Below are 21130 nucleotides of genomic sequence, written 5' to 3' on the forward strand. Positions count from 1 at the left end.
AGAGACGACCAGAAGCGATACCCAACCGAAGCCGTTGTTCTACGAACCCGGCGCCACCTGGTGGTGGGTGGCGTCCGGCCCGGCCTCGGCGGCGGCCATGGTCCTGATCGAAATCTGGAGCGGTGCCAAGGTGTCGCTCGTGGTCCCCGCGATCTTCTTCGTCCTGGTGTCGGCGTTCGTGGGGTTGCAGGTGAAGGCGGCGCGGATCCACGTCTCGGTCGAGCTGACCGAAGACGCCCTGCGCCAAGGCACCGAGACCATCTTGGTCCGCGAAATCGTCAGGGTTTATCCCGAGCCCGAGAACCACGAAGCCTCCGGCAAGGAGCTGGCGCGCTGGCAGTCGGCGCGGGCGCTCGGCGAGTTGGTCGGGGTGCCGCGCGGACGGATCGGCATCGGCCTCAAGCTCACCAACGGCCGCACCGCCCAGGCGTGGGCGCGTCGTCATCGCCAGCTGCGGGCGGCCCTGACCCCGCTGGTCCAAGAGCGGGTGGAGCCCACCGGGACCGACGTCATCGACGGCGATCCGGACGACCCCGCCGGCGATCAGGCAGGGCCCGCGCAATGATCGCCAGCTACCGGGCGCTGGTCGAGCTCGCCGTGGCGGTTGCCGCCCTGGCGGGCTCGGGAATCAGCTGGACGCGCTCGCATCACACGGTGGCCGTCGCGCCCATCGCGGAGGGGCAGCCCTTTACGACGTCGGTGGTCTATGACCCGCAGCTGTTGCTTCTGACACTCGTGCTGTTGACGAGCGCCGGCGTGCTGGTGGTCGTCGGCGCGGCCAGGCTGCGGCGTGCCCGCTCCGGCGCTACGACGTCTTCCTGACCAGCGGCAACGCCATCGTGCGGCGGACCCTGATGGCGTCGGCCCGGTCGCGCAGTGCCTCCTGAACCGAGCGCATCAGCGGGAAATTGGCGTCATGACCGGTGTCCTCGAGCACCGCGATGACCGCCGAGCTGGCCACCAGCGTCCAATCAACACCGGCGGCCCGACAATCGGCATCGAACGCATACAAGAGCGAAATACCGGCCTCAGCAAATTGACTGACATCGGCGACATCGAGCACCACAGGGTTTTCCCCGAGCGTGAAACGCCGAATGTGGCGACTGACGCGGTCGACATTGGTGTCGTCGATTTCACCGCGGATATGCACCACTGTCGCCAAGTGGCGGTAGTGCGCCCGCACCTGAGCGCCATCGCACTCAAAGACGCAGTTGTCGTGGCGACTCCCGGTGCCTGCGATCGTCATGAGGACCCCTCACTCTCCGTGTCGCTCGCGCGTGGCCTTGGGGCGCGCCTCCCCGCTCACCAAAGCTGCCTTAAACGCTAGGCCGCAAGCCTAAGGACACCGGTAGCCGCGCCTAACGCTTTGCTAAGAAGCAAAATGCGATTTCGCGACGAGCAAACCTCCGTAATCGGCGTCGCGCATTCCGGGCGGCCCTGAAGGCCATGTGCCACACCACAACCGTCCCCGCATGTCGGCGATTGCGCTGCTAGGCTGCCATGGCTGCCGGTTGCTAGTCGGGGGGCTTGCGAAATGGCGAGATCGCCCGCTCAGCCGATAGCAGGAGAACGGAACGGCAGGATCCAGACGGGAAGAGCAGCGTGCGGGGCGGAGAGATCCGGGGCGAAATCAAGGCCCTGACGGGACTCCGTATCGTCGCCGCGCTCTGGGTGGTGCTGTTTCACTTCCGGCCGATGCTCGGGGATGCGTCGCCCGATTTCCGCGACGCGCTGGCCCCCGTCCTCAACTGTGGCGCCCAGGGCGTCGACCTCTTCTTCATCCTCAGCGGCTTCGTGCTGACGTACAACTACCTCGACCGGATGGGCCGGTCCTGGTCGACCCGCGCCACCCTGCACTTCCTGTGGCTGCGGCTGGCCCGGGTATGGCCGGTGTACCTGGTGACATTGCACCTCGCCGCCCTGTGGGTGATCTTCACCCTGCACGTGGGCCACGTGCCGTCGCCGGACGCCGCCTCACTCACCGCGGTCAGCTACGTGCGGCAGATCCTGTTGGTGCAGTTGTGGTTTGTGCCGTTCTTCGACGACTCGAGCTGGGACGGGCCGGCCTGGTCGATCAGCGCCGAATGGCTGGCGTACGTGCTTTTCGCCCTACTGGTGTTGGTGTTGTTGCGGATGAAGCAGGCGACGCGGGCGCGCAGCCTCATGGTGCTGGCGTTCGCGGCGTCGTTGCCGCCGGTGGTGATGCTGCTGGCCAGCGGCCACTTCTACACGCCGTGGAGCTGGCTGCCGCGGATCGTCACACAGTTCACCGCCGGGGCGCTGGCCTGTGCCGCCGTGCGCAGACTGCGGCTGACCGACCGCGGCCGCCGCGTCGCGGGGTACATCTCGCTGCTTCTGTTGGCCGCGATGGTGGGCGTCCTGTATTGGTTTGGCGCACACCCGATATCCGGGGTGGTGGAAAACGACAGCGGCGGCGTCGTCGACGTGTTGTTCGTTCCGCTGGTGATCTCGCTGGCCGTCGGCCTGGGGAGCCTGCCCAGGATGTTGTCGACGCGGGTGATGGTGTACGGCGGTCAGATCTCGTTCTGCCTGTACATGGTTCACGAGCTGGTGCACACGTCCTGGGGTTGGGCCGTGGAACAATTCGAGCTCGCAACGCAGGACAATCCGTGGAAATGGAACGTCATCGGCCTGCTCGCGATTGCCGTGGTCCTTTCGATCGCGTTGTATCACGCCGTCGAAGAGCCCGCCCGCCGCTGGATGCGCAAGATGGTCGACGTCCGGGCCGTGAACGCGAGGAGTGATCCCGGCGAGTCCACGAACGGCAAGCCGCATCCGATCGACCGTCCGCTGGAAGCGATTTCGGTCCGCGCGGTGTGATGGCTGCTTTTGCGCCCGGCCGCGAGTCACGGGCAATATTCGATGAGAACACGGCGGCACCCGACCATGCCGTTGACAGTGGAGGTATGAGTGAGTCGTCTGGCCACCTTTCTCATTGGGTTGAGTTTTCTGGGGGGCGTGGGCATCGCATACCCACCGCAGGTGCGCACTTACGCGACGCTGACGCTGGACTTCCGGCTCAATCACCTGGCGGTCATCGGGGATTCGTACACCACCGGTACCGATGAGGGCGGCCTCGGCGCGCGGTCATGGCCGTCGCGCGCGTGGCAGGCGCTCGGTGCGCGGGGCTCGCGGGTTTCGGCCGATGTGGCGGCCGAGGGCCGCGCCGGTTACGCCGCGCCCGGTGACCACGGCAGCACCTTCGAGGACCTGACCGCCAGGGCCGTCCACCCCGATGACGCGCTGGTGGTGTTCTTCGGCTCCCGCAACGACCAGGGTATCGATCCCCTGCTGCTGACCGAAAAGACCCACGCCGCTTTGGATCTGGCGCGCCGGTTTGCGCCGGCCGCGCGCTTGCTGGTGATCGGCCCGCCGTGGCCGACCGCCGACGTTCCGCCATCGATGTTCCTGATTCGCGACGTCCTGGGCGGCGCGGCGGGGGCCGCCGGGGCGACGTTCATCGACCCGATCGCCGAACACTGGTTCGTCGGCAGGCCCGACCTGATCGGCCCCGACGGCGTGCACCCGAACGACGCGGGGCACCAGTACATGGCCGACAAGATCGCGCCGCTGATCCGTACTCAGCTCTCGACGTGACGGGCCGCCTAGTCCTCCGCGTGGCGCTCGTAGTCCCACCGCTCCAGGCGATCTTGCAGGTGTAGCAGGCCGACTCCGGCGAAGGGTGCGGCGACCGCGATGCAGACCAGCAGCAGTGGAGACATGAGCTAACCCTCCAAAAAACCCTTCACTGATCTGACGTTCGTCCGCCGCGAGAAGTTCATCGCCGTTCACCCGTCCGCCACGGCGCGGTCCACCAGCACACCCATCACCGGTGCCAGCAGCCGCGCGTACTGCGTCGTCACATGGTTGTCGTCGCGGAACACCAGGGTGTTGCCGACGATCAGCGGGCAGCGGTCGGGGGCGCAGAACAGGTCGGTCAGCTCCGCGTAATGCCCGCCGTTGCCGACGGTCGCGGCGCGCTCGGCGGCGATCCCATCGTCGTTGACGGCCGCGGAACGCGTTGGCGCACAAGCGGTTGCGTCGTCGAGGTGGGCGGACAGGCAGGTCGGCGCGGACGAATGCGGGTCGGCGGCGGGTCCCAGCACCAGGACGGTGGCGCCGGTAGCGCGCAATTGCGCCACGGTGCGTCCCAGGGTGTCGATCCACGCCGGATCGTAGGAGGTGAAGCCGAAGTCCCCGCCGTAGCGCCGGCTCATGTCCAGCACGACCAGGCGCGGGTGTTCGGCGTTCATCCGGCCCATGATGTCGGCGCGCCACTGCTCGCATTCGGTGTACTCGCGGCCCAGATACGGGCTCACGATGTGTAGGTCCTGCAGCGGGCAGGTCACCTTGGCCAGCGTCTCCAGCCGCCAGTGCCGCTGCTCGGCGAGCTGCGCGAACGCCGGGTTCCACATGGCGGCATGCGAGTCGCCGATCAGCGCCACGGTCGTCGGCGACGCGGTATCGCCCGTCGCGCATTCGCTTTGGCCGACGTCGCGCCAGGACCGCACGCAGCCGTTGACGAACACGGCGGCCTTGTCGGCCGGCGCCTTGTCCAGCGGGGGGTCGAGGTTCGACGGGACGGTGCGCAGACCGGCCGCGCTTGCGAGCACGACGCGCGCCTGGTCGAAGGCCTGACGGACCGCCGATTCCTGCGGGCTGACGGCGGCGACGCCGGCCGGGGGCGCCGCGACGATGTTGGCCCGGGGCGCCGCGACGCCGTGGCCCACCGGCGCGGGGATCACGTTCAGCAGCAGCATGCATGCACACGCCGTGGCGGCGCTGGCCCCGCCCGCCACGGCCAGGCTGACCTTCGCCGAGCGGCGCAGGGCCGCGGCGAAGCGGCCCGGGTTTTCCACCAGATGCAGGGTGATGACGGCCAGCCCGGCGGACACGGCCGTCGCGCTCAGGCGGGCCGGCAGCCCGGCGGGCTCGCCGAGCAGCGCCGGCATCAACAGCAGCACCGGCCAGTGCCACAGGTACCAGGAGTAGGAGATGCGGCCGATGGCGCGCATCGCCGGGCGGCACAGCAGCCGGCCGGGCCCGAGCCCGCCGGTGACGGCTCCGCCGCCGACGATCAGCGCGGTGCCCAGCACGGGCAGCAGCGCCTCGACGCCGGGGTAGGGGGTGTGGGCGCCCAGCTGGGTGCAGGTCAGCAGGATCAACACCAGGCCGCCCCACCCGGCGATCGACGCGGTCAGCAGCGACAGGCGCCGCCACTGCTGGAGCGACAGGGCCACCAGGCCGCCGGCCGCCAGTTCCCAGGCCCGGGTCGGCAGCGAGAAGAACGCCCACGACGGCGACGTCCGGGTCCACAGCGCGCCGGCCGTCAACGACGCGACGGCGACCACCGCGAGGACCGCCGCGTACGGCGCCGCCCGCTTAGCGGTGCCGCGCAGGAGCGGGACGCGCTGGACCAACCACGCGGTGGCGATGATCAGCACCGGCCACACGAGGTAGAACTGCTCCTCGACGCCCAGCGACCAGTAGTGCTGGAACGGCGACGGCGCGTCGGTGGTCAGGTAGTCGGTGCCGCGCAGGGCGAACCGATAGTTACCGACGTACAGGGCGCTGGCGATGCCGTCGAGGAACACGCTGCGGGCCTGTAGCGGCGGCAGCACCGCGGCGGCGGCGATGGCCGTGACGGTGCCGACGATGGCCGCGGCCGGCAGCAGCCGCCGGGCTCGCGCGCCGTAAAAGCGGCCCAGCGCAACGGTATTCGTGGCGGCCGCCTCCCGGAAGAGCAGCCCGGTGATGAGGAAGCCGGAGATGACGAAGAAGACGTCCACCCCGATGTAGCCGCCGCTGACCCCGGGGATGCCGGCGTGGTAGAGCACGACGGCGATCACCGCGACGGCGCGCAGCCCCTCGATGTCGGGCCGGAATCCCCTTCGGGAAGTCCGCCGCTCCACGCGGTGTGGGCTGCCGGCGACTGATTCCTCCCGAAGTGTCATCGTTGGCTCAGGTCGCCATCCAGGCCAGTTCGCCGGGTAGTTGGCTGCGCCAGTAGGCGACGTCGTGACCGCCGAGCGAGAAGCTGCCCGCGGGCGGCGTCTTCAACTGGTAGACGAATTGCTTTGTGGCGAAATAGAAGCGGTCGAAGTTGCCGCAATCCACGCGCAGCGGAATGGAATTCAGCGCCGGCACACCCATCACGCTGTTCTGCACGAAGTCCTCGTTGCTGTCGAACGCGCCCGGGGCGCTCGTCGCGTACGACGTGTACAGGGCCGGGCTGATGGCGCAGATTCCGGCGGTCCGGGACGGGCCCAACTTGGCGCCCAAACGAAGCGCCCCGTATCCGCCCATCGACCACCCCATGAAGCCGACCCGGGACGTGTCGAAACCCATCGTGGACAGCATGGGCAGCAGCTCGTCGAGCACCATCGCGCCCGAGTCCTCGCCGGAAGTCCTTTTGTGCCAGTAGGTGTTGCCCCCGTCGACGCCGACGACCGCGAACGGCGGCTTGCCCTCCTTGGCCAGCCGGGCCAGCCCGTCGGGCACGCCCATGTCGATCATCTGGTTGGCGTCGCCGTCCACACCGTGCAGCGCGATCACCGGACGCAGCATCTTGCTCTGGCCGGGCGGCATGGCGATCACGTAGTTGGTCTTGATGCCCCCACGGGCCGCCGACACGAACGACCCGGTCAGCCTGTTCGGCAGGGCGCTGCCCGCCGTCGGTGGCTCGAACGGGGCGGGAGCTTGCGGCAGCGTCGCGGCCTGCGACGTCTCCGCGGCCAGCAGCGAGCTGAACGCGTACACGCCGGCGGCTCCGAGGCTGGCACCGGCGCCCATCCGGAGCACCGCCCGGCGTGTGAGGTCAGGCATGATCGCAATGATGCCGCCCGTAGCGGGGATTACCCGCCGAGCCACGCCGTATTGGAAGCATTGTGTGATCTGGCGTGACCTTTCGGTCACGATGCGGTGATCTTTACGGGCGACACGGACGGCCCGGCGGGAGGGGGCCTCCGTGACGGGTTGCGGCGTCGGCTCACATCGTAGCGGTGGCGACGAGTCTTGCCACCACCGGAAACATTGCGATCGTATTGCCTTCTGGCGCAGCGGCAGACCCCCGCGCCGGGAATGCAATCTCGAAGGTTTCAACCCTCGCCCGACGGCTGCGGATTGCGAAGGATGGAGCTTTCTGTGCACAGGGGCGAAAGAGGATTGTGACGTGAGTCTCGCGTTTCATTGGTTTCTGCCGACCTACGGCGATTCGCGGAATCTGGTCGCGGGCGGGCACGGCACGCCGATGTCCGGCGACCGGCCCGCCACGCTGCGGTACCTGCACCAGATCTGTACGGCCGCCGAAGACAACGGGTTCGAGGCGGTTCTCACCCCCACCGGATTGTGGTGTGAGGACGCGTGGTTGACGACGGCGATGCTGGTCGAATCGACCGCGACCCTGAAATTTCTGGTGGCTTTTCGGCCCGGGCTGCTCAGTCCCACCCTGGCGGCCCAGATGGCCGGGACCTTCCAGCGGCACTCGGCCGGACGCCTGCTGCTCAACGTCGTCACCGGTGGCGAACCGCACGAGCAGCGCGCCTACGGGGACTTCCTGGACAAGCAGGCGCGCTACGCCCGCACCGCCGAGTTCTTGCACGTGGTGCGGCAGCTGTGGACCTCGAGGGAGCCGGTGACCTTCTCCGGCGAGCACATCCGGGTCGAAGGCGCGCAACTGAACAACCCGCCCGATCCGATACCGGCGGTGTTCTTCGGCGGGTCGTCGGCGGCCGCGGGGCCGGTGGCGGCCAAGCACTCCGACGTGTATCTCACCTGGGGCGAGCCGCTGACCGCGGTCGCCAAGAAGTTGGACTGGGTCCGTGGGCTGGCCGTTGACGCCGGACGAATCCTGCGGTACGGCTTGCGGATTCACGTGATCAGCCGTGACACGTCCGCGCAGGCATGGGCGGAGGCCGACCGGTTGCTGGCCGCCATCGACCCCGCCGACATCGCACGGGTTCAGGACAGCCTGGCACGCAGCGAATCCGAGGGCCAGCGCCGGATGCGGGAGCTGCACGGCGGCGACAGCAGCAAGTTGCTGATCGCGCCGAACCTGTGGGCCGGTGTGGGCCTGGTGCGTGGGGGAGCGGGCACCGCACTGGTCGGGTCGCACGCCGAGGTCGCCGAACGGCTGGCCGAATACGCCAATTTGGGGATCACCCAGTTCATCTTGTCGGGATATCCGCATCTGGAGGAGGCCTACTGGTTCGGCGAGGGCGTGCTGCCGATTCTGGAGCGGATGGGCCTGTGGCGTCACCCCAACCGCCAGTCGCATCCGGCCGCGGCGACGCCCTTCGCGGTCGCGTCGGCGCACTAAGGGCCATGGCCGCCACGTTGCCCGCATCGGCACCCGCCGCCGGGCTGGCCGATGCGTATCCGGTCGCCGAGCGATCCGACCAGCGGCGTCGGCGGTTGCGCATCGTCGTCGCGGCGAGCCTGTTGGGGACCACGGTCGAGTGGTACGACTTCTTCCTGTACGCCACCGCGGCCGGACTGGTCTTCAACAAGGTGTTCTTTCCGAATGAAAGTTCCTTGGTGGGGACACTATTGGCATTCGCCACCTTCGCCGTCGGGTTCGTCATGCGGCCCATCGGGGGCGTGGTGTTCGGTCACATCGGTGACCGGATCGGTCGCAAGCGCAGCCTGGCCTTGACGATGCTCATCATGGGCGGCGCGACGGCATTGATCGGGCTGTTGCCGACCGCTACGCAGATCGGGGCGTGGGCACCGGTACTGCTGCTGGTGTTGCGCGTGCTGCAGGGTTTCGCGCTCGGCGGCGAGTGGGGCGGCGCGGTGCTGTTGGCCGTCGAACACAGCCCCGACGACCGGCGCGGCCGCTATGGTGCCGTCCCACAAGTCGGGCTGGCGCTCGGACTGGCCATGGGTACGGGCATATTCGCGTTCTTGCAGATTGTGTTGGGGCCGAACCGATTCCTCGCGTACGGCTGGCGCATCGGGTTCCTGCTGAGCCTGCTGTTGGTGGTGATCGGCATCGTGGTGCGGTTGCGGGTCGACGAGACTCCCGCGTTCCGGGAGCTGCAAGACCTGCAGGCCGCGTCCACCGTGCCGCTGCGGGACATCGTTCGCGAGCCCCGCTCGCGGCGCAACACGCTGCTCGGGTTGCTGTCGCGCTGGGCGGAAGGCTCGGCCTTCAACACCTGGGGCGTGTTCGCGATCAGTTACGCGACGGGAGCGTTGGGGCTGAACCGGGTGTCGGTCCTGGTGGCCGTGACCATCGCCGCGTTGTTGATGGCTGTGCTGCTGCCGATTTCGGGACGATTGACCGAGCGCTTCGGTGCGCGACGGGTGTACCTGGTGGGCATCGCCTGCTACGGCCTGACGGCCTTCCCCGCCTTCGCCCTGTTCGGCACCAAGAAGCTGCTGTGGTTCGGCCTGGCGATGATCATCGTCTTCGGCGTCGTGCACGCGCTGTTCTACGGGGCGCAGGGCACGCTGTACTCCGCGCTGTATCCCACGAGCACCCGCTACACCGGGCTGTCGTTCGTCTACCAGGTCTCGGGAATCTACGCCTCCGGGGTCACCCCGATGATCCTGACCGCGCTGATCGCCGCCCTCGGCGGTGCGCCCTGGCTGGCCTGCGGGTATTTGGTTGCGACAGCGGTCATTAGCGTGGTCGCCACGGCGCTGATCCGCGAGCGCGACTTGTATCTCTAGGGGCGCGGACCTGGTGTCGCGGCGCTTGATGTGCTGTGGTTGATGACCAACACCGGATGCGCGCAGGGGGTGGCAGGTCATGGCTGGCACTTCGCAACTGCGCCAAGGGCTGTCGCAGCGCCAACTCAGCATGATCGCCCTTGGCGGCGTGATCGGTGCCGGCCTGTTCGTCGGATCCGGCGTGGTGATCAAGGACACCGGGCCGGCCGCATTCCTCACCTACGCCCTGTGCGGCCTGCTCGTCGTCCTGGTCATGCGGATGCTGGGCGAGATGGCGGCCGCGAACCCGTCGACGGGTTCGTTCGCCGACTACGCGGCCCGCGCCCTGGGCCGCTGGGCGGGGTTTTCGGTCGCCTGGCTGTATTGGTACTTCTGGGTGATCGTGGTGGGCTTCGAGGCGGTCGCCGGCGGTAAAGTCCTCACCTACTGGTTGCACGCGCCGCTTTGGGCGCTGTCGCTGGGTTTGATGGTGTTGATGACCGCGACCAACCTCTTCTCCGTGACGTCGTTCGGGGAGTTCGAATTCTGGTTCGCCGGAATCAAAGTCGCGGCCATCGCGATCTTCCTCGCCGTCGGCGCGGTGTACGTCCTGGGCCTGGTGCCGGGGCATCCCGGGGGCCTGGCCAACCTGCACGCACACGGCGGGTTCTTTCCCCACGGTGTGGGCGCGGTGTTCGCCGCGATCGTGGTGGTGATCTTCTCGATGGTGGGCGCCGAGATCGTCACCGTCGCCGCGGCCGAAAGCCGCGACCCCGAGCTCGCGGTCCAAAGGGCGACCAGATCGGTCGTGGTGCGCATCGGCATCTTCTTCGTCGGTTCGGTCTTCCTGCTCGTCGCGATCCTGCCGTGGGACTCGGGACAACTCGGCGGCTCGCCGTACGTGGCCGCGCTCAAGCACATGGGGTTGCCCGGAGCGGATCAGGTGATGAACGCGGTCGTGCTCACCGCGGTGCTGTCGTGTTTGAACTCCGGGCTGTACACGGCGTCGCGCATGCTGTTCGTCCTCGCCGATCGGGGCGAGGCGCCGATGCGGTTGGTCCAGCTGAGCGGCCGCGGCGTCCCCTATCTCGCGATCCTGTGTTCGTCGGCCGTCGGATTCGGGTGCGTCATCATGGCGCGGGTCGCGCCCCACACGGTATTCCTGTTCCTGCTCAACTCATCTGGCGCGGTCATCCTGTTCGTCTACTGGCTGATCGCGCTGTCGCAGATCGTCCTGCGCCGCCGCACGCCCGCGGACAAGCTGACGGTGAAGATGTGGTTCTTCCCGGTGCTGTCCATCCTCACCCTGGCCGGGATCACCGCGGTGCTGGTGCAGATGGCGTTCGATCAGCGGGCGCGCAGTCAGCTGTGGCTCGGCCTGCTGTCCTGGGCGGTGGTGATCGGGCTCTACGTCGTTGCCCGGCGGCGCGGACGCGTCGGCGTGGCTTCCGGCGACTGAGCACACACCGGCGCGCGGTCCCTCATCCCGCGTGCGCTCCGGCACGGGTGCGCAACAATCCCAGCCGCTGCAGATCGGCGACGTATTTGTCGATCAACGCCTGCGTGACGTGCGGGACATCCCGGGTGGCGCCGATCCCCGCGGATTGCACTGCCGCGCGGAACTTTTCGGCGGGCATGCCGGTGCCGTGCGTCGGCTGGCCCGGCTTGGCGTAGGCGCTCATCAGCGGCAGCAGGGAACTCTTCCGTTGGTTGTCCGGCAGCGACTTCATCGCCGCGGTGAATCTGGCCAGCCACTCGTCGTAGTCGTCGACCCGTTCGATCTCGTGCCCGTCGGCGATGAGCCAGTCCACGAAGGTGTCCAACGAAACCCCGTCGTCATGGGTGTTGAGCACGTTGTAGGTGTGGTAACCCTGCCGGGTGCGCGCGCCCAACGTGGTGATGGCCTCGGCGGTGAAATCGGCTGGTAGCCCGTCGTAATGGGCGCGCTGCCGGTTGCCGGACGCGTCGAGTTGATAGAAGGATCGCGGCGCGATCCCGGTCGCCACCAGGCTCAAGATCAGCCGAGTGAACATGTCCGGCACGTTGAGCTGACCGGCGAAATCGCTGTGCGCCAGGATCATGTCGGACCGGAAGACCGCGACCGGCACGCCGCACAGGTCGTGGGCCTCGCGCAGCAGCACCTCGCCGGCCCACTTGCTGGTCGCGTACCCGCTGGCATACGACTCGTCGAGGGAGCGCGAGGGGCTGGCCGAACGCACGTCGGCGTCCTCGCCGATGAAGCTGCCATCCGGCAGCGTCGTCACGGCCACGGTGGAGATGTAGTTGATCGGCTTGAGGCGCTCACTGATCGCCAGCTTGACGATCTCGGCCGTGCCCACCACGTTCGGGCCGAACAGCTGGCTGTACGGCAGCACGTGGTTGACCAGGGCGGCCGAATGCACGACGAGGTCCACCGATCGCGCCAGGCGCTGGTAGGTGGACGTGTCCAGCCCGAGATTGGCGGCGCCCACGTCACCGACGAGCACCTGAAGATGTTTGTCGGCCAATTGGCGGAAACGCCGCGACAATTCGGCGTCGCCGCTGTCGATGGCCGCCTCGATGCGCTGACGCCCGGCGGTCGGGTCCGCCCCGCGGGCCAGGCAGATCACCGTGCCGCCCGTGGGGGCCAGGCGCTCCAGCCAATCCAGGCACAGAAAGCGGCCGAGGTAGCCGTTGGCCCCGGTCAGCAGCACGGTGTTGATGGCGCCGGTCGGCGCCGGCAGGTGGGGCGCGGCGGCCAACGTGTCGTCGTCGATGAACTTGGCCAGCGTCAGATCCGCGGCGCGGGCGACGGTGGCGCCCCGGCCGTGCACCGAGGCGAACGTCGGCCGCGTCGATTCCGAAGTCCGTTCGCCGTCAACGTAGTTCGCGACGGTGGCCAGGGTCGCGGTGGGGCTGACGATGGTCTGCACGGGCACGTCGATGTGGAAGATCTCCGACAGGAGCGTGGCGAAGGAGAACGCCGACAGCGAATCACCGCCCAGCTCAATGAACTTCGCGTCGCCGCGCAGCGCGGCGTCCGCCGGCAGGCCCAGGGTTGCGGCGGCCGCCCGCCGCACCGTGTCGATGGTGGGCAGCTCGCGGCTCGCGGAGCGCAGCTCGTCGAGCTGGTTGCCGTGGCTGGCCTCGATCTCGTCGTACATGGCGTCGAGGCGCTCGCCGTAGCGCGCCTTGAGGGCCGGACGCAGCAGCTTGCCCACCCCGGACAGCAGGCCGTTGTCCCGGGTGAAACGCTGCGGCTCCAGCAGGAAGTCGCGCGGGACCTCGTACGGGTGCAGGTGGGAGTCGGCGGCGATCTGCTGCAGCGACTCCGCGATCAGGGCGCGCGCGTCGCCGCCGCCGACGGCGTCGACGTTCGGCACGATCACCGCGAGCAGGAACGGTTGCTCGCTGCTGCCGTACAGGAAGATCTGGCGGATGTAGGGGCTGGTGGAGAAGGTGGCCTCCAGCTGGGAGACGGCGACGAATTCACCCTGCGAGAGTTTGATGACGTTGTTGCTGCGGTCCAGATACATCAGGTGGTCGGGCCCCAGCTCGGCCATGATGTCGCCGGTCTTGTAGAACCCCTCGTCGTCGAAGATCTGCGCCGACAGCTCCGGGTGCTTGAAGTATCCGGGAATCACGTTGCTGGCCTTCAGGTGTAGCTCGCCGCGCGGGTAGGGCTTGTCGGTGGTGAGGTAGCCCAGCTCGGGGACGTCGACGAGTTTGTAGTCGGTGACGGGCGGGCGCCTGATCCGGCCGCTGCGCATGATGCCGCCGCCGGTCTCGGTCGCGCCGTAGCCGTCGGCCACGGTGACGTCGAGCAGCGACTCCATGAAGGCGTGCATCTGCTTGGACAGCGGCGCGCTGCCGCACATCGCCGAGACGACCCGCCCGCCGATGAAGTCTTGCCGCAGTTCGGCTTTCACCGCCTCGTCGCGCTGTTCGGCGGTGAGGCCGTCGCCGGCCCGTTGGTCGAGCTCCTTGCGGTAGCGGCGAAAGAACATGTCGCACACCCGGGGGACGAGGTTCAACGCGGTGGGCCGGACCAAGCCGATGTCGTCGAACAGGGTGGACATGTCGCTCTTGGCGGCGAAGTAGCCGATGCCGCCGGAGGACAGGGTGGCGATCAGCCATTCCAGCCCGTACACGTGCGACAGCGGCATGTACTGCAGGTGGATGGCCGGGACCACCCGGCCGATGTCCACCGAGGGGCTGTGCGGGCGCTGCCAGATCCGGGTCATCATGTCGGCGGTGTACATCGCCCCCTTGGGGGTGCCGGTGCTGCCGGAGGTGTAAATCAGTGTGGCCAGCGGGTTTTCGCCCTGGCCCGGAACGTGGGCCTCCGGCGCCGGGCGCTCGCGACCGGACGCGAGCTCGGCGGCGAGCGCCACCATCTCGGCGCCGTGCCCGGCGTCGCGCAGGCGCGCGCGGGCGTCGTCGTAGCGGCCGCGCTGTTCGTCGTCGTCGCTGGTGTAATCGAACACCACCAGGCGCTGGACCGACGGTGCCTCGAGGACGACATCGACCGCGGTGCCGAGGGACTCGACGCTCACGGCCAGGATGCGCGGCGACGTCTCGGCGACGATCGGGGCGAGTTGGGCCGCCGTCGAACTGGTCTGCAGCGGCACGAACACCGCGCCCAGCCGGATGCACGCCAGGTAGTGCACGACGTAGTCGATGCTGGTGAAGCCCAGGACGCCGACGAAGTCGCCGGGGCGCAACCCGCCGGGCAGGCCGGAGCGCCACGCGGCGGCCAGCGCCGCGACCCGGTCACCCAGCTCGCGGTAGGTGATGGTCTCGAACCCCGACAGCAGGGACGTCGCCGCGCGCCCGGTCGCCGGATCGCGCGCCACCTCGCAGGCGCGCTGGCCGAGGGCGGGCCGATCGGCATAACCGCTCAGGTAGATGTCGACGACCTCGGCCAGCCGCAGTCCCGCGCGGTGCGCGGCCTCGGTCACCTCCGGCGACGGCGCGGCGGCCCGAAACTGCGGGTCGTTGGCGTACAGCTGTTCGACGCGCTCGGTCAGGCGCTGCTCGCGGCCCGAGTCGGTGACGGTGTCGGTCATCGGCGGCTTCCTCTCATCGCGGCGCGTGCCGGTGCCGTATACCCGTCCTGGCCCGTTCTAGCGGAGCCCGGTCAGCCCCACTGCCGTTCGATCGCTTTGATCAAGGCGGTCAGCGTCGCGTTCACCGGCGCCGCGACGCCGACCCGTGCGCCCTGGCGCGGCACCGCGCCGTTGATGACGTCGATCTCGCTGACGCGGCGGGCCTCGTGGTCCAGCAGCGCCGACGGTTTGGCGTCGGGCATCTGCGCGCCGAAAGCGCGCGCGTGGGCGACGGGGTCGGTGACGGCCACCGCGATGCCGGACGCGCGGGCGACGGTCCACGCCTCGGTGGCGGCGGCCCGGCTGACCGGAGCCATCTCCGGGTCGTCCATCACCTGGCCGACGGTCATGCCGGTCAGCGCGCACGGCGCGCTGTAGGCGGCGTTGCAGATGAGCTTCTCCCATTGCATGGCGGCGATGTCGGTGACCGCGGCGGCGTCGAATCCGGCGTCGGTCCAGGCCCGCGCGATCGTTTCGACCGTCGCGTGCGGCAGCGACGAGTGGGCGCCGAAGCGCATCGCCCGCATGGCGTTGTGATGCACATGGCCGGGGGCCACCCGCGACGCCCCGAACCCGCTGGCGATGCCGACGGCGACGCGCTCGGCGCCGACGATGCCGGCGACCGTCTCCGCCGATCCCAAACCGTTCTGGATGGTCAGCACCGGTGTGGCCGGCCCCAGCATCGGAAGGGCTTGGCGCGCACCGACTGTCACGTCGGCCGCCTTGACCGCCAGCACGATCAGATCCATCGGCTCGTCCGGCGCGGTGGTGCTGGCCCGCAGCGGCACCACCCGGTCGTAGCCCGGGCCGGTGACCCGCAGGCCGTCGCGGCTGATCCGTTCGATGCTGGGCTGGTGGCGGTCGATGGCCAGCACGTCGTTACCAGCGGTCGCCAGTCGGGCGGCGTAAATGGAACCCATTGCCCCGCAACCGATTACCGCGATCTTCATCCGCACCCTCCGGTCAGCTCCGCGATCAGTTCGGCCAGGCCGGCCTTCTCCTCGAGGCCGAACCCGGCTGCGTCCGTCGGCGCGATCCGGCCGCCCGAGACCACGCAGGCGTCGGAATAGCCGCCGAACGGCGCGAACACTCCCGGGTAAGCCTCACACCCGCCCAGGCCGAGCCCGGCGGCGACGTGCAGGTTGATCAGGTGCCCGCCGTGCGGAAACGCGAACCGGCGATCGAAACCATGAGCCTCCAGGACGTCGAGCATCCGCATGTACTCGCCCAGCCCGTAGCTCAGCCCCGGATCCATTTGGAAGACATCACGATTCGGCCGCATGCCCCCGTAGCGAACCAGGTTTGTGACGTCCGGCACCGAGAACAGATTTTCGCCGGTGGCCACCGCGCCGTCGTAGCGGTCCGTCACCGCGCGGTGCAGCGCGTAATCGAGGGGATCACCCGGCTCCTCGTACCAGCGCAGGCCGTAGGGGGCCAGCGCGTCCGCCCAGCGGGTGGCCTGTGCGCGGTCGAAGCGGCCGTTCGCGTCGACCGCGACCCGTCCCGCGTCGCCGACGGCGTCGACGACGGCCTCGATCCGCGTCAGGTCCTCGCCCAGCGCGGCGCCGCCGATCTTCATCTTGACCGCGTCATAGCCGAGGTCGAGGTACCCGCGCATTTCGCGGCGCAGCCTCTCGACGCCGCCCTCGGCGTAGTAGTAGCCGCCGGCGGCATACACCGGCACCGCCGGCGCGGGATCCCGCCCGGCGTGGCGGGCGATCGTCACGCACGCGGGCTCGTCGCGCAGCTTGGCGTTGAGGTCCCAGCACGCCAGTTCCAGCGCTCCCACCGCGGCCGCCCGGTCCCCATGACCGCCGGGTTTCTCGTCGGCCAGCGCGCACGCCACGACCGCGGCCGGATCGAGGAACCCGGACGCATCCAGCAGCCCATCGGGGGAGGCGGCCAACACCCGCGGGATCATCCGGTCGCGCAGGATCCCGCTCTGCGCAAACCGCCCGATCGAGTTGAACGCCACACCCGCCACGGGCCGCCCGCCCCGGATCACGTCGGTGATCACCGCGACCAACGAGACGGTGTGACCGGAGAAGTTGACCACCGCGTTGGCGGGCCCGCCGCGTCGACCGCCCTCGAGGCCGACCGCCCGCTCGACGATCGCCGCGATCCGCATCACCCGCGCGTTCAGGACGTCAGGGTGAGCAATACCGCCTGCTCGAACGGCAGCCTGGCGAAAACCCGTCGCACGCCGCGGGACACGTGCGCCGCCGCCTCGGCCTTGGAGACCACGCGCGGATCGGCGACACCCACGGTTTTGCCCCGGGTGCGTAGGCGCCCGCCGCCCGCCGCGGTCAGGTTCTTCAGCCAATCCCGGTCGGGGCCATACGTCAGCAGGATCGCCACCCCGGGTTTGCCGTCGACCTCGGTGCGAAACACGTTCACTGGTGTGCGGTACGGCTTGCCCGAGCGCCGCCCCACGTGCTCCAGGATCCCGAAGGACGGGAGCCAACCGGCCCACATCCGCTGGATCGGGTTGGTGACGTGACGGTTGAACCGGGCAAGTCCTTGGGGGAGTTGCATCCTCCCATCCAACTCGCAGGTCCCCGGCCAGGACAACCCGATCTTTGTGGGGCCACGGGTCTAATGTCGTCTCATGGGGCAGGCGGCAGGTAACGAGGCCGCCCGGCGCGCGGAGGAGCTGGTGCGCCGGGGGGAGGAACTCGCCGCGGGCAAGGCCGTCACCGTGGACGACGCGCGCCGCGCCGCCGAGCGCGCCGAGGCGTCCCACGAGCGCGACGAGGAGGCTCACCGCCGCGGAGTGCAGCGCCACTACGACGCCGCCGTCGCGCACGAGCGGGCCGCCGAAGTCCATGAGCGCGCGGTCGCCCAGCGCCTCGGCGATGTCGCCGCGCACCAGCGCGCGGCGGAAAAGGAACGCGACGCCGCGCGCCACGACTATCAAAAGGCGCAGGAAGCCGAACGGCAAGGGGCCTGACCGGCCGACCGGCCTGCCCTGCTACACCCTGTAGTTGGACGGGCCGCGAAGGCTGGGACACTAGTCGTCATGGGAAGCAGTGATCGGGCGACCGCGCACGCCACCGGAGCCCCTCGGGCCACGGCGGCCTCGGCGCGGCTGTTCGAGGACGCCTGCGCCGTCATTCCGGGCGGCGTGAACTCTCCCGTTCGAGCATTCACCGCGGTCGGCGGGACGCCGCCGTTCATCACGCAGGCGCGCGGCTGCTGGCTGACCGACGCCGACGGCAACCGCTACGTGGACCTGGTCTGCTCGTGGGGCCCGATGATCCTGGGCCACGCCCACCCCGCCGTGGTCGACGCCGTCGCGAAGGCCGCCGCCTCGGGCCTGTCGTTCGGGGCGCCCACGCCTGCGGAGAGCGAGCTGGCCGCCGAGATGATCGGGCGGGTGGCACCGGTCGACCGGGTCCGCCTGGTCAACTCCGGCACCGAGGCCACCATGAGCGCGGTGCGGCTGGCCCGCGGCTTCACCGGCCGGGCCAAGGTCATCAAGTTCTCCGGCTGCTACCACGGCCATGTCGACGCGCTGCTCGCCGACGCGGGCTCCGGGGTGGCGACGCTGGGTCTGCCGTCCTCACCGGGCGTCACCGGGGCGACGGCGGCCGACACCATCGTGTTGCCCTACAACGACATCGAGGCCGTGCGCGAGACCTTCGCCCGGTTCGGCGACCAGATCGCCGCGGTGATCACCGAAGCCAGTCCCGGCAACATGGGGGTGGTTCCCCCCGCGCCCGGCTACAACGCGGCACTGCGGACCATCACCGCCGAACACGGCGCGCTGCTGATCATCGACGAGGTGATGACGGGCTTCCGTGTCAGCCGAAGCGGTTGGTACGGAATCGATCCCGTCGACGCCGACCTGTTCACCTTCGGCAAGGTGATGAGCGGCGGGTTGCCGGCCGCCGCCTTCGGGGGGCGGGCCGAGGTGATGGAGCGGCTGGCGCCGCTGGGCCCGGTGTATCAGGCCGGCACGCTGTCGGGAAACCCGGTCGCGATGGCCGCCGGGCTGGCGACACTGCGCAACGCCGATGCCGCCGCCTACACGACCCTGGACGCCAACGCCGACCGCCTGGCCGGGCTCTTTTCCGACGCGTTGACGAATGCCGGTGTGGCGCACCAGATTCCGCGGGCCGGCAACATGCTCAGCGTGTTCTTCTCCGACACTCCGATCACGGACTTCGGCTCCGCGCGCGCCAGCCAGACCTGGCGTTATCCACCGTTCTTTCACGCGCTGCTGGACGCGGGCATCTACCCGCCCTGTAGCGCCTTCGAGGCGTGGTTCGTCTCGACCGCGCTCGACGACGACGCCTTCGACCGCATCGCCGAGGCGCTGCCGGGCGCCGCGCGGGCCGCCGCCGAAGCCGAGGAGGGGAAGTCCTGATGGCCGAGCAGACCCGGGTGCACGTCGTGCGGCACGGCGAGGTGTACAACCCGAGCGGCGTCCTCTACGGGCGGCTGCCCGGGTTTCACCTGTCCGAGGCGGGCCGGGCGCAGGCGGCCGCGGTGGCCGACGCCCTCGATCACCGCGACATCGTCGCGGTGATCGCCTCGCCCCTGCAACGCGCCCAGGAAACCGCCGCGCCCATCGCCGCCAAGCACGGCCTCCCCATCGACACCGACCCGGACCTCATCGAATCCGCCAACTTCTTCCAGGGCCGGCGCGTCAGCCCCGGCGACGGCGCCTGGCGCGACCCCCGGGTGTGGTGGCAGCTGCGCAACCCGTTCCGGCCGTCGTGGGGGGAGCCCTACACCGAGATCGCGGCCCGGATGGAGACGGCGGTGGACAAGGCCCGCGCCCGCGGCGCCGGCCACGAGGTGGTGTGCGTCAGCCACCAACTGCCGGTGTGGACGCTGCGCCTGCACCTGACCGGTCAGCGGCTGTGGCACGACCCGCGGCGGCGGCAATGCGGCCTCGCGTCGGTGACCACCCTGGTCTACGACGGCGACCGACTGGCCGGCGTCGAGTACTCCGAGCCGGCGGCCCCTTGAACATACGAGGGCTAGCGATGACCGGGGCCGCGCTGGCGACCCTGGTTTCCGGCTTGCTCGCCGGCTGTTCCTCGGGCCACGACGCGGTCGCCCAGGGCGGCACCTTCGAGTTCGTCTCGCCCGGCGGCAAGACCGACATCTCCTACGACCCGCCGTCCAGCCGTGGCCGCCCCGGCCCCCTGGCGGGCCCCGACCTGGCCGACCCCGCGCACACGCTGTCGCTGGACGATCCGATCTTCGCCGGCCGGGTGGTGGTCATCAACATCTGGGGGCAGTGGTGCGGGCCGTGCCGCGCCGAGGTCACCCAGCTGCAGCAGGTGTATGACGCCACCCGCGGCGCCGGGGTGTCGTTTCTCGGCATCGACGTCCGCGACAACAACCGGCAGGCGGCACTGGACTTCGTCAACGACCGCCACGTCACGTTCCCGTCGATCTACGACCCGGCCATGCGCACGCTGATCGCGTTCGGCGGCAAGTACCCCACCACCGTGATCCCCTCCACGCTGGTCCTGGACCGTCAGCACCGCGTCGCGGCGGTCTTCCTGCGCGAGATGCTGGCGGGCGACCTGCAGCCGGTGGTGCAACGATTGGCCCACGAGTGACCGGTTTCACCCAGATCGCCGCCGCCGGACCGCTTTTGGTGGCGCTCGGCGCGTGCCTGTTGGCCGGGCTGGTGTCGTTCGCCTCGCCCTGCGTGGTGCCACTGGTGCCCGGCTACCTGTCGTACCTGGCCGCCGTCGTCGGCGTGGACGAACAACCGCCCCCCGGCGCCGTGAAAGCCCCGCCGGGCGCGCGCTGGCGGGTCGCGGGATCGGCGGCGCTGTTCGTCGCCGGGTTCACCGCGGTGTTCATCCTGGGCACCGTCGCCGTCCTGGGCATGACGACCACGCTGATCACCAACCAGCTGTTGCTGCAGCGGGCCGGCGGCGTGCTGACCATCGTGATGGGCCTGGTGTTCGTCGGGCTCATCCCGGCCCTGCAGCGCCAGGCGCGGTTCAGCCCGCGGCAGCTGACGACGGTCGCCGGGGCGCCGGTGCTGGGCGCGGTGTTCGCGCTGGGCTGGACGCCGTGCCTGGGGCCGACGCTGGCCGGCGTGATCACCGTCGCCTCGGCCACCGACGGCGCCAGCGTGGCGCGCGGCATCGTGCTGGTGATCGCGTACTGCCTGGGGCTGGGGATCCCGTTCGTGCTGTTGGCATTCGGCTCGGCGGGCGCGGTGGCGGGCCTGGGCTGGCTGCGCCGGCACACCCGGGCCATCCAGGTGTTCGGCGGCGTGCTGCTCATCACCGTCGGCGCCCTGCTGGTCACCGGGGTGTGGAACGACTTCGTCTCCTGGCTGCGCGACGCGTTCGTGTCCGACGTGAGGCTCCCGATTTGAGGCAACTCCTCGC

General features: G+C 69.7%; 19 protein-coding genes. 12 read left to right on the plus strand and 7 right to left on the minus strand.

Annotation, left to right across the window (positions count from 1 at the left end):
- The first annotated feature begins 34 nt into the window (after nucleotides 1-34).
- Nucleotides 35-565 carry a DUF3093 family protein gene (locus tag QGN30_RS05600; RefSeq protein ID WP_009955035.1) on the plus strand — a complete coding sequence of 177 codons (531 nt, stop codon included), beginning with the start codon at nucleotides 35-37 and terminating at the stop codon, nucleotides 563-565.
- Nucleotides 562-822, plus strand: a complete 261-nt coding sequence (locus tag QGN30_RS05605) for a hypothetical protein (protein ID WP_038537711.1) — start codon at nucleotides 562-564, stop codon at nucleotides 820-822. The genes QGN30_RS05600 and QGN30_RS05605 overlap by 4 nt, the downstream gene beginning before the upstream one ends.
- Here the strand turns inward: QGN30_RS05605 and QGN30_RS05610 are convergent.
- The gene (locus tag QGN30_RS05610) at nucleotides 806-1246 is read right to left on the minus strand and encodes an STAS domain-containing protein (RefSeq protein ID WP_009955034.1); all 441 of its coding nucleotides are present in this window, start codon (nucleotides 1244-1246) and stop codon (nucleotides 806-808) included. The genes QGN30_RS05605 and QGN30_RS05610 overlap by 17 nt on opposite strands.
- Nucleotides 1247-1602: 356 nt before the next feature.
- Between QGN30_RS05610 and QGN30_RS05615 the strand changes: the two genes are divergently transcribed.
- Both QGN30_RS05615 and QGN30_RS05620 read left to right on the plus strand, forming a co-directional pair.
- The gene (locus tag QGN30_RS05615; protein WP_014381214.1) at nucleotides 1603-2841 is read left to right on the plus strand and encodes an acyltransferase family protein; all 1239 of its coding nucleotides are present in this window, start codon (nucleotides 1603-1605) and stop codon (nucleotides 2839-2841) included.
- A gap of 90 nt (nucleotides 2842-2931) precedes the next feature.
- Nucleotides 2932-3618: an Rv0518 family GDSL lipase gene (locus tag QGN30_RS05620; protein ID WP_026071180.1), complete on the plus strand. Its 687-nt coding sequence runs from the start codon at nucleotides 2932-2934 to the stop codon at nucleotides 3616-3618.
- A gap of 191 nt (nucleotides 3619-3809) precedes the next feature.
- On the opposite strand, the gene QGN30_RS05625 is transcribed toward QGN30_RS05620, so the two are convergent.
- Together QGN30_RS05625 and QGN30_RS05630 are read right to left on the minus strand one after the other, a co-directional pair.
- Entirely contained in the window at nucleotides 3810-5933 is a 2124-nt protein-coding gene (locus QGN30_RS05625) for an acyltransferase family protein (protein WP_042792116.1), read from the minus strand.
- Between the two features lie 49 nt (nucleotides 5934-5982).
- Entirely contained in the window at nucleotides 5983-6846 is an 864-nt protein-coding gene (locus tag QGN30_RS05630) for an alpha/beta hydrolase (RefSeq protein WP_179300164.1), read from the minus strand.
- Between the two features lie 346 nt (nucleotides 6847-7192).
- Here QGN30_RS05630 and QGN30_RS05635 point away from each other — a divergent pair, with 346 nt between their 5' ends.
- The 3 genes from QGN30_RS05635 (at nucleotide 7193) to QGN30_RS05645 (ending at nucleotide 11134) form a co-directional block, all read left to right on the plus strand.
- Nucleotides 7193-8338, plus strand: a complete 1146-nt coding sequence (locus QGN30_RS05635) for an LLM class flavin-dependent oxidoreductase (protein ID WP_014942971.1) — start codon at nucleotides 7193-7195, stop codon at nucleotides 8336-8338.
- 5 nt (nucleotides 8339-8343) lie between these two features.
- Nucleotides 8344-9696, plus strand: coding sequence for an MFS transporter (locus QGN30_RS05640; protein ID WP_014385860.1), 1353 nt, complete (start codon nucleotides 8344-8346; stop codon nucleotides 9694-9696).
- Between the two features lie 79 nt (nucleotides 9697-9775).
- A complete protein-coding gene (locus QGN30_RS05645) occupies nucleotides 9776-11134 on the plus strand; it encodes an amino acid permease (protein ID WP_036459753.1) in 1359 nt (452 codons plus the stop codon).
- Between the two features lie 22 nt (nucleotides 11135-11156).
- Here QGN30_RS05645 and car read toward each other — a convergent pair whose 3' ends face one another.
- The 4 genes from car to QGN30_RS05665 form a co-directional block, all read right to left on the minus strand.
- Nucleotides 11157-14723: a carboxylic acid reductase gene (gene car, locus QGN30_RS05650; protein ID WP_042792115.1), complete on the minus strand. Its 3567-nt coding sequence runs from the start codon at nucleotides 14721-14723 to the stop codon at nucleotides 11157-11159.
- Nucleotides 14724-14794: 71 nt separating this feature from the next.
- Nucleotides 14795-15712, minus strand: coding sequence for a ketopantoate reductase family protein (locus QGN30_RS05655; RefSeq protein WP_038537703.1), 918 nt, complete (start codon nucleotides 15710-15712; stop codon nucleotides 14795-14797).
- Nucleotides 15709-16890, minus strand: a complete 1182-nt coding sequence (locus QGN30_RS05660) for a mandelate racemase/muconate lactonizing enzyme family protein (RefSeq protein ID WP_248923248.1) — start codon at nucleotides 16888-16890, stop codon at nucleotides 15709-15711. Before QGN30_RS05660 ends, QGN30_RS05655 begins: the two co-directional genes overlap by 4 nt.
- Before the next feature lie 11 nt (nucleotides 16891-16901).
- Nucleotides 16902-17297 (minus strand): nitroreductase family deazaflavin-dependent oxidoreductase, encoded by a 396-nt coding sequence (locus QGN30_RS05665; protein WP_008261103.1) that lies wholly within the window; start codon nucleotides 17295-17297, stop codon nucleotides 16902-16904.
- Between the two features lie 73 nt (nucleotides 17298-17370).
- Here QGN30_RS05665 and QGN30_RS05670 point away from each other — a divergent pair, with 73 nt between their 5' ends.
- From QGN30_RS05670 to QGN30_RS05690, 5 genes are all read left to right on the plus strand, one after another.
- Nucleotides 17371-17712: a hypothetical protein gene (locus QGN30_RS05670; protein ID WP_008261101.1), complete on the plus strand. Its 342-nt coding sequence runs from the start codon at nucleotides 17371-17373 to the stop codon at nucleotides 17710-17712.
- A gap of 69 nt (nucleotides 17713-17781) precedes the next feature.
- Entirely contained in the window at nucleotides 17782-19131 is a 1350-nt protein-coding gene (hemL, locus tag QGN30_RS05675) for a glutamate-1-semialdehyde 2,1-aminomutase (RefSeq protein ID WP_009952540.1), read from the plus strand.
- Nucleotides 19131-19739 (plus strand): histidine phosphatase family protein, encoded by a 609-nt coding sequence (locus QGN30_RS05680; protein ID WP_009952541.1) that lies wholly within the window; start codon nucleotides 19131-19133, stop codon nucleotides 19737-19739. The genes hemL and QGN30_RS05680 overlap by 1 nt, the downstream gene beginning before the upstream one ends.
- A 17-nt stretch (nucleotides 19740-19756) precedes the next feature.
- Nucleotides 19757-20341, plus strand: a complete 585-nt coding sequence (locus QGN30_RS05685; RefSeq protein WP_009952542.1) for a TlpA disulfide reductase family protein — start codon at nucleotides 19757-19759, stop codon at nucleotides 20339-20341.
- Nucleotides 20338-21117 (plus strand): cytochrome c biogenesis CcdA family protein, encoded by a 780-nt coding sequence (locus QGN30_RS05690; protein ID WP_008261093.1) that lies wholly within the window; start codon nucleotides 20338-20340, stop codon nucleotides 21115-21117. Before QGN30_RS05685 ends, QGN30_RS05690 begins: the two co-directional genes overlap by 4 nt.
- Nucleotides 21118-21130 lie beyond the last annotated feature (13 nt).

It is taken from the genome of Mycobacterium sp. 3-98 (genome assembly GCF_035918355.1).
GTDB classification, from domain to species: Bacteria; Actinomycetota; Actinomycetes; order Mycobacteriales; family Mycobacteriaceae; genus Mycobacterium; species Mycobacterium intracellulare.

Coding starts and splice junctions, on each gene's coding strand:
- QGN30_RS05630 (WP_179300164.1), bottom strand. CDS start 6,846: ATGCCTGACCTCACACGCCGGGCGGTGCTCCGGATGGGCGCCGGTGCC.
- car (WP_042792115.1), bottom strand. CDS start 14,723: ATGACCGACACCGTCACCGACTCGGGCCGCGAGCAGCGCCTGACCGAG.
- QGN30_RS05655 (WP_038537703.1), bottom strand. CDS start 15,712: ATGAAGATCGCGGTAATCGGTTGCGGGGCAATGGGTTCCATTTACGCC.
- QGN30_RS05685 (WP_009952542.1), top strand. CDS start 19,757: ATGACCGGGGCCGCGCTGGCGACCCTGGTTTCCGGCTTGCTCGCCGGC.
- QGN30_RS05665 (WP_008261103.1), bottom strand. CDS start 17,297: ATGCAACTCCCCCAAGGACTTGCCCGGTTCAACCGTCACGTCACCAAC.
- hemL (WP_009952540.1), top strand. CDS start 17,782: ATGGGAAGCAGTGATCGGGCGACCGCGCACGCCACCGGAGCCCCTCGG.
- QGN30_RS05645 (WP_036459753.1), top strand. CDS start 9,776: ATGGCTGGCACTTCGCAACTGCGCCAAGGGCTGTCGCAGCGCCAACTC.
- QGN30_RS05680 (WP_009952541.1), top strand. CDS start 19,131: ATGGCCGAGCAGACCCGGGTGCACGTCGTGCGGCACGGCGAGGTGTAC.
- QGN30_RS05660 (WP_248923248.1), bottom strand. CDS start 16,890: ATGCGGATCGCGGCGATCGTCGAGCGGGCGGTCGGCCTCGAGGGCGGT.
- QGN30_RS05605 (WP_038537711.1), top strand. CDS start 562: ATGATCGCCAGCTACCGGGCGCTGGTCGAGCTCGCCGTGGCGGTTGCC.
- QGN30_RS05610 (WP_009955034.1), bottom strand. CDS start 1,246: ATGACGATCGCAGGCACCGGGAGTCGCCACGACAACTGCGTCTTTGAG.
- QGN30_RS05640 (WP_014385860.1), top strand. CDS start 8,344: ATGGCCGCCACGTTGCCCGCATCGGCACCCGCCGCCGGGCTGGCCGAT.
- QGN30_RS05670 (WP_008261101.1), top strand. CDS start 17,371: ATGGGGCAGGCGGCAGGTAACGAGGCCGCCCGGCGCGCGGAGGAGCTG.